The following is a 10,288-nucleotide window of genomic DNA, read 5'->3' as shown; positions in this document are numbered from 1 at the left end:
TAGCTTTTGAAGATTTGACGGAAGCAATAAAAAGCAAAAAGCCCATGAGAAAGCGCATGAAGAGAAATGTTTCTTCATGGTGCAAGGGGATAATTGCGGATGCTCTCAAACAAGTTTCAACCCGTGTAGGTTGCACGGTTGTTAGTGTGAATTGTGCATATACGTCACAACTTGACTCCAGATTTGCTACCTTAACGGGTAGTAGAAATGGTGACAAGTTTACCGGACATGATGGGGTCGTAATGCACTCAGATACTAACGCTGCTGACAACATTCTAGCAAGAATGAGTGATGTTGAAATCACTCGATACATGAAGCATTCCGATGTAAAAGTAATCTTGCTAGAACGGACGCAGAAGTTTCGGGACTCCATAGTAATGGAAGCTGAAGCGAAAACGGGCAAGGATAAGCCCCAGACTCTAGAACCTAAAAGCAAACTTAGGAGTAAGGTCAATCAGAGAGCGAATTATAAGCAATTAACGCTGTTTGACCAAGGTTTAACTACGTTATTTGTGTATCTCGTTAATTGGTAATAAGTATTATAGAATAATTGTTTGCACTTTCGCTGCTATTTAATCGTCGGTTTTCTAATACCCCCAGGGCTAACTTGAAGATCAATATTATTTGTTTACTCAATTTCGGCTAAATTTGCTCAATCTCTGATGATATTTCTATGAATGCACTTCGAGGATCTGCTGTGCTAAGTTCTGCCACTTTACCAGTCCAGTCAATAGCAACGGGACTACCTGACAATAATCGTCTGCGGCTTTTTTCCGGTTCTGCCAATATAGCGCTGTCGCAAGAAGTCGCTCGTTATCTAGGTATGGACTTGGGACCAATGATTCGCAAAAGATTTGCGGACGGAGAACTTTATGTTCAAATCCAAGAATCAATTCGGGGTTGTGATGTCTATTTAATCCAGCCCAGTTGTCAACCCGTCAATGATCATTTGATGGAATTACTAATTATGATTGATGCCTGTCGTCGGGCTTCTGCACGACAGATTACAGCAGTAATTCCTTACTATGGTTATGCTCGTGCTGATAGAAAAACAGCAGGGAGAGAATCTATCACTGCTAAATTAGTTGCTAACTTGATTACCCAAGCAGGTGCTAACCGAGTTCTAGCAATGGATTTGCACGCAGCCCAAATTCAGGGCTATTTCGATATTCCTTTTGATCATGTATATGGTTCACCAGTTATCCTGGATTATCTCATGAGCAAAGAACTACAGGATATTGTCGTTGTTTCCCCTGACGTGGGTGGGGTAGCACGCGCCAGAGCATTTGCGAAGAAGTTAAATGATGCACCATTAGCAATTATTGACAAACGCCGTCAGGCTCATAATGTGGCCGAAGTTTTAAATATCATCGGTGATGTCAGAGGCAAAACCGCCATCTTAGTAGATGACATGATTGATACTGGCGGTACGATTGCTGAAGGGGCGAGGTTACTGCGTCAAGAAGGAGCTAGTCAGGTATATGCCTGTGCTACTCATGCTGTGTTTTCACCACCGGCTATTGAAAGGTTATCAAGTGGGGTATTTGAGGAAGTGATAGTCACTAATACCATTCCCATTCCTGACAGCGATCGCTTTCCCCAATTAGTGACGCTTTCAGTTGCTAATCTACTGGGAGAAGCAATTTGGCGGATTCACGAAGATAGCTCACTCAGTAGTTTATTCCGTTAATCAACAAATAACTATCATCCCAAAGGAAGAAAAAAGGAGTCAGGAGTCAGGAGTCAGGAGGAAGAAAGAAGGAGTAAAAGCATGATAACTTTGTACCTCCTGTAACCTGCAATGTGCTGTAAATAATGAAGGATGAAAGTTTTCGTTCTTCATTTTTTGTATGCAGCTAAAATTTCTAATTCGGAAACTACTGCTCTGGTGGCTGCTCCGCCTTGGTCTTCTATGGCATCATGTAAGAGGGCAGCGATCGCTTCATCTTCATTAGCACCATATTCTAAGGCTATGCTGGCCACTCCTAGTAAGTGGCTAATATAGGGAATATCTCCAGCTTTGCGTTTTTGCGTAGCGTGGAGTTCATGGGCGTAGGTAAGCGCTTGGGTAAATCTTTCTGATAGCATTTTTAGTTAAATAGGTATTTTGGCTTCTAAATATACTTTTCCAAGATGTACTTGTCCAAGATACCAGCCAATACTTGCTTGGGAATAGCACCAACTACCATATCAACTTTTTGACCGCTCAGAAAAATCATCATCTGGGGAACACTATGGATGTTGAACTGTGTAGCAAGGCTAAGATTTTCGTCAGTGTTAATTTTAACTACTTTCACCATACCTTGATACTCATTTGCTATTTCATCAAGAATAGGCTCCATCATCCGACATGGTGCAGCCCAAGATGCCCAAAAAAATGCTAATACTGGAATGTTGCTGTTAAGCACTTCTAAATTAAAAGTTCTATTTGTAACATTAATAATTTCTTGTAAATTTGACTCATCTTCTGGTTTTGAGTTATCTATGATCACTGTAGTAGAGTTTTCAAATGAATAATTATTAGGATTTAATCCTAATAATCCCAACCACTCCTGCACTGACTGAGGACGATTTTCTGATTGTAATTCTAGTCCTTTGAGAATTGCTTTATTGACTCTATCGCTAATATTTGAATTAATTTCCTTTGGTTCTGGTAATCGTATCCCATCATCCCTATCTCGTGAATCTTCAGGCTCTTTTCCTGTCAATAATTTATAGAGAGTTGCTGACAGTCCGTAAACATCCATAAATGCACCTCGTTTGCCTCGCCGGTCATGTTGCTCAAGAGGTGCATAAAAAGATGTATGATATGCTGTATGTGTTTGTGTTAAATTAGGTGAAAAGTCACGGGAAATACCAAAATCAATTAAAACTGCTTCAGCTTTATTATTTCTTACCAAAATATTTCCTGGTTTTACATCTCGATGCAATAAATCATTTTGGTGAACTACGGTTAACGCTTCACCAATTTGTTGAATATATTTTAAAGCTTGAGATTCTGGTAAAACACCCAAATGCTCTAACTTTTCCCCTTCTATATATTCCATTACTATTCCCCAAATATCACCCTCTTTAATACATTCATAAACTTTGACTATGTGAGGATGATGGCTACATTTAGCTAGTTTTATCGCTTCATTGATGAAATCTTGGAGAGATTTATCAAAATTATGATTGTCTCTATCTGGTTTTTTTAGAAGAGTTTTTATGACAACTGGATTACCCTTTTTATCTTTAGCAAGAAATGTGATTCCAAAACCACCTCTATCTAGTTCTTTGTCTATGGTGTATTTACCATTTTGCAATTGCTGTCCTGATACCCAAGCCATAACCTGTAAATTTATAGATTTATAAGTTCATTTTAGCACAATTTTAGTTGTAAGTGCTAATTTCAGGTTATTTTTTGTCTAAAATAGTAGAAAACACTTGACTACAAACTAAAAACCTATGCCACAAACAATTCTCAAAGAAATTCTCAATCAGCTTGATAGTTTAGAACAAGATGAACTACAGCAACTTAATCAAGCTATCCAAATATGTCTGACTGATAAAGCACAAGTTAATCAAATCACACAATTTCATCAAGCACTGTTAAGTTCTGGTTTGGTGAAACAAATTAAACAACCTGCTGACAGTAAACAACATGAAAGAAAACTTATTCAGGCACAAGGAAAACCTGTTTCTCAAACTATTATTGAGGAACGTCGCTAAATGTCTGTTTATTTTTTAGATAGCAGCGCTAATTTCAGCCCCTCATGAGTCTAAAATAGTATACTACTAACTTTTATCAAAAACTACTATGGCTGCAATCACCATCAATATTCCAGAGGAACAATTACAACAACTGCAAGTAATGGCACAAGCAAACGGGATCTCTCCTGAAGAATTATTACGTGCCACTATAGAAGACTGGCTCAATTATCCAAAAGGTGATTTCGAGCAAGCCGCAAATTATGTAATCAAGAAAAATTCTGAATTATATTGCCGTTTAGGGGTATACGCGAGTTAGGTTTATTGAAGCAAATACCCTATATCTTAAAAATGCTCTTGATATTTATTATCAAAATAACAATATTTGTGACAATTAGGGTAGAATTATTAAAGGTTCGTTACAGATTTGGTAAATCATCTCCAATTCTGTTAGAGCAGCCCAACTTAAAGCTTCTTAATCTAAAAACCCTAAAGTTTACCCAAATCATCTATGACGCTCCCAATTCGTAACGTCGCCATTATCGCCCACGTTGACCACGGTAAAACCACCCTTGTTGACGCTCTCCTCAAACAGTCCGGCATTTTCCGCGAAGGCGAAGACGTTCCGGATTGTGTCATGGACTCCAACGATTTGGAGAGGGAACGAGGCATTACAATTCTTTCTAAAAATACAGCGGTTCGTTACAAAGATACCCTGATTAATATTGTTGATACCCCTGGACACGCTGACTTCGGTGGAGAAGTAGAACGGGTACTCGGCATGGTGGACGGTTGTATTCTGATTGTTGATGCCAACGAAGGGCCAATGCCCCAAACCCGCTTTGTGTTGAAAAAGGCTTTGGAAAAGGGTTTGCGTCCTATCGTCGTTATTAACAAAATTGACCGTGGACAAGCTGATCCTCACATTGCTGTTGATAAGGTCTTGGATCTGTTCTTAGAATTAGGTGCAGATGAAGATCAGTGCGACTTTAAATATCTGTTTGCTTCCGGTATGGCTGGTTTCGCCAAAGAAAGCCTAGAAGCGGAATCGGTAGATATGCAGCCCCTATTTAATGCTATTCTGCGTCACGTTCCCGCACCTGTGGGAGATCCTAACAAACCTCTGCAATTGCAAGTTACCACCCTAGATTATTCTGAATATTTAGGCCGGATTGTGATTGGTAAAATCCATAATGGAACTATCCGCGCTGGACAACAAGCTGCTTTGGTAGTAGAAGATGGCAGCATTGTCAAGGGTAAAATTACCAAGTTGATGGGATTTGAAGGGTTAAAACGGATAGAGATGCAAGAGGCTACAGCAGGTTATATTGTGGCTGTAGCTGGTTTTGCTGATGCTTATATTGGTGAAACTATTACAGATCCTAATGAACCTCTAGCTCTACCATTAATTAAGGTGGATGAACCAACTTTACAAATGACCTTCTGGGTTAATGATTCGCCTTTTGCTGGTCAAGAAGGTAAATTGGTAACATCTCGGCAAATCCGCGATCGCCTATACCGCGAATTAGAAACAAACGTAGCTTTGCGCGTTGAAGACACTGATTCTCCCGATAAATTCCTAGTTTCTGGTCGTGGTGAATTACACTTAGGGATCTTAATCGAAACCATGCGTCGTGAAGGTTTTGAGTTTCAAGTATCCCAGCCTCAAGTAATTTATCGCACAGTTAACGGTCAACCTTGCGAACCTTTTGAACTTCTAGCATTAGACGTTCCTGCTGATGCAGTTGGTAGCTGTATTGAACGTTTAGGACAACGGAAAGCGGAAATGCAAGATATGCAACCAGGTGGTGGCGATCGCACCCAACTAGAGTTTATCGTAGCAGCCCGTGGTTTAATCGGTTTCCGAGGTGAATTTATGCGAATGACTCGCGGTGAAGGCATCATGAACCACAGTTTCCTTGATTATCGTCCCCTTTGCGGTGATATTGAAGCCCGTAACAAAGGCGTACTCATCTCCTTTGAAGAAGGTGTTTCTACATCCTACGCCATGAAAAACTGTGAAGATAGAGGCGCATTCTTTATCAGTGAAGGGACTAAAGTTTACAAAGGTATGATTATTGGTGAACATAATCGTCCCCAAGATTTGGAATTGAACGTTTGTAAAACCAAGCAGTTAACCAACCACCGTTCATCTGGTGGTGAAGAACTGACTCAGTTACAAACACCCATAGACATGAACTTAGAAAGAGCTTTGGAATACATTGCTCAAGATGAATTGGTGGAAGTTACACCTGAATCTATTCGTCTTAGGAAGATGTCCAAGAAATTGGTGAAACGTTAATATCTGTAGGGGTGGGTTTTCCCACCCTGATTAAATTTATAAACTCATATAAATCAGGTAAATCACACAAATCATAGTTAAGAAATTGCACTTCTGACTAAAATTACGGTACTATCAACACCAGATGCGATTGCTTCGGGAATATTACCTTGAATTGCTTGTTGTAATAATCCCTCACGAGAAGCACCCAAAACTACAACGTCGAAATCTTCAGTTTTGACTAATTCAATGACTCCAGCGGTAACAGATTCAGCTTGCAAAGATGCAGCGACAACATTACTTTGTAAATCGCGGTGACGCATGAATTGGCGAGTAGATTCCTCTAAAACCGTCATATCTGGTGCAACTTCCCCAGGTTTAACTACCTGAGTTAAGCGGATTTCTATGTCGTTTTCCAAAGTTACTAAAGCAGGTAATAATTTAATGGCAATAGGTGCATTTGGTCCTCCAGCCATTGGTATTAACCAGCGTTTAAATTGCTGGTAGGAATGGAAATTATTGCCTAATTTGACCAAGACAACATCACAGTTTGCTTGACGAATTATAGTATCTACTACGCTGCCAAAAATCCTGCCAGGGGTAGATGTATTTCCCTTCCAACCCATGAAAATTAAGTCTATATATCGTTCCTTGGTAGTTTCTAAAATAGCTTGGGCGATATCATGGGCGACACGAATTTGGGTATGAATGGGAATGTGCAGTTTTTTGGCTAAACCTTCGGCTTGTCGGAGTAAGCGGCGACTTTTAGCGGTGTTAACTGGGGTTTCCGCTGGAGAAACATGACGGGATACTAAGATGATTTGTAAACATTCTATTTCATAATGGCGATCGCGGGCGATAGCAGCAGCCATTTCTAATAAAGCCGGGGCGGTTTCTGGGTTAGCAATGGTAACTAATAATCTCCCTCTCCCAATACTAGGGGAACGAGTTTGATAAACTAAATAAGAAGGTTCTGCTTGGGGACCTGTCACCCCATTTTCGCCATTTAAATGATCTGCTTCAATACGAATAATATCGGCACGGGTAATAATCCCAATTAATTTTTTTCCATCTACTACGGGTAAACGGCTAATTTGATATCTATCTAATAAATAGAGAACATGACTTAATCTATCTGCTGGTGTCACCGTCACCGGTTTGGGTGTCATAATCTCTTTTAAAAGAGTTTCATGGGGGAAGAGATGATCACGGATTTTCTGTAAATCTGTTTGGGAAACTAAGCCCACTAATTTATTATTTTCGACTACAGGAAAACCGCGATGATGGGAACGAGAAAAGGCTTTAATAACTTCATCTCCTGTCATTTTTGATTCTAAAGTTTCCACTATGCGCTGCATGACATCCTTAGCAGTTAATTGAGTTAATATCCCTTCCGTTGGACTATCTTTTTTAATAATGATGCCATTTAATTTTAAAAGTTTGTCATAGAGTGAACCGGGAACAACCTTCTCAGCCACTAGATAAGATGTCACACATACCACCATTAAAGGTAATACTAAATTGAAATCTGTCGTCATTTCAAAAACAATGACAATCGCCGTTATCGGAACTTTGGAAACCGCGCTAAAAAATCCCCCCATTCCGGCTAATGCGTAGGTAGTCGGTGAACCAAATCCAAATACTTGCAATTCACATACGCCAATAATATGTCCTAAACAAGAACCTAAAATTAAACTTGGTGCAAATAATCCTCCTGGTGCGCCCGAACCAAAGGCAATTAATGTTAAAATAAATTGGGCAATAAAGACAATTCCCGCTAAAGGTATATTCGGTTCACTAGCAATCATAAACTCCCGCAAACCTGTATTATCCCGAAAGGTTTCTGGTAGTAAGGACATAATCAAACCAGAAGCCAAACCAGCTAAAGCCACCCGCAAAGGTAAACTAATATGTAATTGACGATAAGTTTGAATACTAAAAATTAATCCCTGATTAAATAAAGCTGCTAATAAACCCGCTAAAATTCCTAAAATTAATAAAGCCGGAATTTCTAATAGGGAAAAACTGCTAGAATAGTCAATTAGTTTTAAGTCTAATTGTAAACTTCTACCACCCAACCACCGGGAAATTACACCACCAATAAAAGCAGCGATAATTGCCGTTCCTAAAGTTAAACCTGATAGATCTTGTAATAACTCTTCAATAATAAATAATACCCCGGCTAGAGGTGCATTAAAAGCCGCCGCTAAACCAGCCCCAGCTCCCGCTGCAATCATCTGTCGGCGATGATCTGGAGAGGTAGGAACTAAGCGACTCATTCCCGCTGCTAACCCCGCACCAACCTGGACTGTAGGCCCCTGTCTCCCCAAGGTTAACCCCGAACCCAAGGCGATAATTGCAGAGATTAACTTGACAAAAGCTACTCTCCATGATAGTTTAATTGGCACATTTGCCAAAGCAGCTTTAACTTGGGGAATGCCACTACCAGCCGCCTCTGGTGCTAATCTCTGCACTAACCAACCGGAAAGAAACCCCAAACTTACGCCAATAAATGGTAGAGATATCCAGGCTGGGAAAATGTGAGTTGTATGCACTCGCCATGTCCCCAACCAGCCTGAACCTTGTTTGAGTAATACCGCAGATAATGCCGCTACTATCCCAATTATAGATGCTTCTGCGATCGCTAAACCCTTTCTAGGTTGCCAAAAGTTCCGAAAATACTGGGTTAGCAATGCCAAGGAAATCATCATTTTTAAGTTTAAATTTTTAATCTTTAAATTTTAATTTAAAACTAACTCTTTATTGAGTTTTTTAGATGGGTATCTTATTTAGCATATTAAATATTTTTACTGAGAAGCTTGGATGAGAGAAGACGGTAAAATTATTGAAAATACTCTTGACAAGTTTCCAAGTTTCAGTTATAGTTTAAATATAGTGGAAATCTGTGCGCCCATATATATAGGGGTTTGCTTTTCCAAAAGTATTTTTGTCAGAATCAGGATACTCAGGATTTTAGGATTTACAGGATGTGGGTTTCAAGTATAATGATCAATTATGATTCATAAATAAAATCTGCTAAACAATTACCTAATTTTAAATTTTCTATACTTTTAAAATCACTATCATAAGTAAATAAAATTAAATTATGTTGAATTGCTGTAGCTGCAATCCAAATATCATTAGTAGGTATAGGTTTTCCTTTCTTTCGTAATTGAGAATAAATGAGAGCATAATATTCTGACGTTTTTTCATCTATGGTAAATATTTTGACTCTAGGAGATTCCATAAATTTTTCTAATTCATAACGATTTAGTTCTAATTTATTTCCTAATGCAAAACCTCCTAGTAATTCTCCAACGATGATAGAATTGATGGCAATAATATCTACATTTCCAATTATTGAAACTGCTTCATTTTGATTACGTTTAAAAGCAGTATAAGCATTGGTATCTAGTAAGATTGATTTTATTGCCATAATTGTTGATCTATTTGATTAAATTGTTGAGTATTAAGTAAAAATTCAGTTTCATCTTCTTTTGTCCATGTTCCAGCAAGATAATCTAAATCATGGTAAGGATAAGAATTAGAAAGATGTTTTTCTGCTGTTTCCAAGGTTTCTGGTGGTATATTTTGGGATGAGAAAATCCCATTTTTTACACTATTTATTTTATCTGTAAATTCTTTTATCCATTGATAAAGGTTATCTAGCTCTTGTTCTGGTATTCTGTCAATTTCTGCTTGAATAAGTTTTTTTACTGTCATAAGTAATACTCCTGCTGGCAATTTATTATATTATATCTGAACGATGTCCAGGATTTGAGGATTTACAGGATGTTGTTGGATGATTTTTGGTGGGAGTTGGTGATTTTTTTGTCTGAATCAGGATGTCCAGGATTTGAGGATTTACAGGATGTTTTTGGATGATTTTTGGTGGGGAGTTGGTGATTTTTTTGTCTGAATCAGGATGTCCAGGATTTGAGGATTTACAGGATGTTGTTGGATGATTTTTGGTGGGGAGTTGGTGATTTTATTTGTCTGAATCAGGATTTCCAGGATTTGAGGATTGACAGGATGTTGTTGGATGATTGTTTTTTGGAACTTGGGGATTTTTCAGGATGTTTTTGAATGATTGTTTTTGAATAATTTAAACCATCTATAAACTACCATCCTGAACATCCTTTAATCCTGGATATCCTGATATGGCTACGCCACGCTTCGCTATCAGACAAATACAACTTTCATCACCAAACAAACCATCTATAAACTACCATCCTGAAAATCCTTTAATCCTGGATATCCTGATTCAGACAAATGCAATTTTCATCACCAAACAAACCAGCTATAAATTACCATCCT

8 protein-coding genes and 2 pseudogenes are annotated in these 10,288 nt (G+C 38.6%); 5 read left to right on the top strand and 5 right to left on the bottom strand.

Annotated features, from left to right (window positions below):
- Both AN490_RS00085 and AN490_RS00080 read left to right on the top strand, forming a co-directional pair.
- Positions 1-533 (top strand): annotated as a pseudogene (locus AN490_RS00085) (addiction module component); the annotation flags it as partial.
- A gap of 140 nt (positions 534-673) precedes the next feature.
- On the top strand, positions 674-1,690 hold the full coding sequence (locus tag AN490_RS00080) for a ribose-phosphate pyrophosphokinase (RefSeq protein ID WP_299998724.1): 1,017 nt from the start codon (positions 674-676) through the stop codon (positions 1,688-1,690).
- Positions 1,691-1,884: 194 nt separating this feature from the next.
- On the opposite strand, the pseudogene AN490_RS00075 reads toward AN490_RS00080, so the two are convergent.
- Together AN490_RS00075 and AN490_RS00070 are read right to left on the bottom strand one after the other, a co-directional pair.
- Positions 1,885-2,088, bottom strand: a pseudogene (locus AN490_RS00075) (HD domain-containing protein); the annotation flags it as partial.
- A 26-nt stretch (positions 2,089-2,114) separates the two neighbouring features.
- Entirely contained in the window at positions 2,115-3,329 is a 1,215-nt protein-coding gene (locus AN490_RS00070) for a thioredoxin domain-containing protein (RefSeq protein ID WP_299998722.1), read from the bottom strand.
- Between the two features lie 118 nt (positions 3,330-3,447).
- Here AN490_RS00070 and AN490_RS00065 point away from each other — a divergent pair, with 118 nt between their 5' ends.
- The 3 genes from AN490_RS00065 (at position 3,448) to typA (ending at position 5,992) form a co-directional block, all read left to right on the top strand.
- The gene (locus AN490_RS00065; RefSeq protein WP_299998721.1) at positions 3,448-3,711 is read left to right on the top strand and encodes a hypothetical protein; all 264 of its coding nucleotides are present in this window, start codon (positions 3,448-3,450) and stop codon (positions 3,709-3,711) included.
- Positions 3,712-3,799: 88 nt separating this feature from the next.
- Positions 3,800-4,009, top strand: coding sequence for a ribbon-helix-helix domain-containing protein (locus tag AN490_RS00060; protein WP_299998719.1), 210 nt, complete (start codon positions 3,800-3,802; stop codon positions 4,007-4,009).
- Between the two features lie 192 nt (positions 4,010-4,201).
- Positions 4,202-5,992, top strand: coding sequence for a translational GTPase TypA (gene typA / locus AN490_RS00055; protein WP_299998717.1), 1,791 nt, complete (start codon positions 4,202-4,204; stop codon positions 5,990-5,992).
- Positions 5,993-6,069: 77 nt separating this feature from the next.
- On the opposite strand, the gene AN490_RS00050 is transcribed toward typA, so the two are convergent.
- From AN490_RS00050 to AN490_RS00040, 3 genes are all read right to left on the bottom strand, one after another.
- A complete protein-coding gene (locus AN490_RS00050) occupies positions 6,070-8,679 on the bottom strand; it encodes a chloride channel protein (protein ID WP_299998728.1) in 2,610 nt (869 codons plus the stop codon).
- Positions 8,680-8,984: 305 nt separating this feature from the next.
- Positions 8,985-9,407, bottom strand: a complete 423-nt coding sequence (locus tag AN490_RS00045) for a type II toxin-antitoxin system VapC family toxin (RefSeq protein WP_299998715.1) — start codon at positions 9,405-9,407, stop codon at positions 8,985-8,987.
- On the bottom strand, positions 9,398-9,694 hold the full coding sequence (locus AN490_RS00040) for a hypothetical protein (RefSeq protein ID WP_299998713.1): 297 nt from the start codon (positions 9,692-9,694) through the stop codon (positions 9,398-9,400). Before AN490_RS00040 ends, AN490_RS00045 begins: the two co-directional genes overlap by 10 nt.
- Positions 9,695-10,288: the final 594 nt, after the last annotated feature.

The organism is Anabaena sp. AL09 (genome assembly GCF_001672255.1).
GTDB lineage: Bacteria > Cyanobacteriota > Cyanobacteriia > Cyanobacteriales > Nostocaceae > Dolichospermum > Dolichospermum lemmermannii.
Note: the sequence above shows the minus strand (reverse complement) of the source record. Positions and strands in the feature narration are given on the sequence as shown.

Bases quoted from the DNA above. Each gene is read 5' to 3' on its own strand.
- AN490_RS00080 (WP_299998724.1), top strand. From the start codon at position 674: ATGAATGCACTTCGAGGATCTGCTGTGCTAAGTTCTGCCACTTTACCA.
- AN490_RS00070 (WP_299998722.1), bottom strand. From the start codon at position 3,329: ATGGCTTGGGTATCAGGACAGCAATTGCAAAATGGTAAATACACCATA.
- AN490_RS00065 (WP_299998721.1), top strand. From the start codon at position 3,448: ATGCCACAAACAATTCTCAAAGAAATTCTCAATCAGCTTGATAGTTTA.
- AN490_RS00060 (WP_299998719.1), top strand. From the start codon at position 3,800: ATGGCTGCAATCACCATCAATATTCCAGAGGAACAATTACAACAACTG.
- typA (WP_299998717.1), top strand. From the start codon at position 4,202: ATGACGCTCCCAATTCGTAACGTCGCCATTATCGCCCACGTTGACCAC.
- AN490_RS00050 (WP_299998728.1), bottom strand. From the start codon at position 8,679: ATGATTTCCTTGGCATTGCTAACCCAGTATTTTCGGAACTTTTGGCAA.
- AN490_RS00045 (WP_299998715.1), bottom strand. From the start codon at position 9,407: ATGGCAATAAAATCAATCTTACTAGATACCAATGCTTATACTGCTTTT.
- AN490_RS00040 (WP_299998713.1), bottom strand. From the start codon at position 9,694: ATGACAGTAAAAAAACTTATTCAAGCAGAAATTGACAGAATACCAGAA.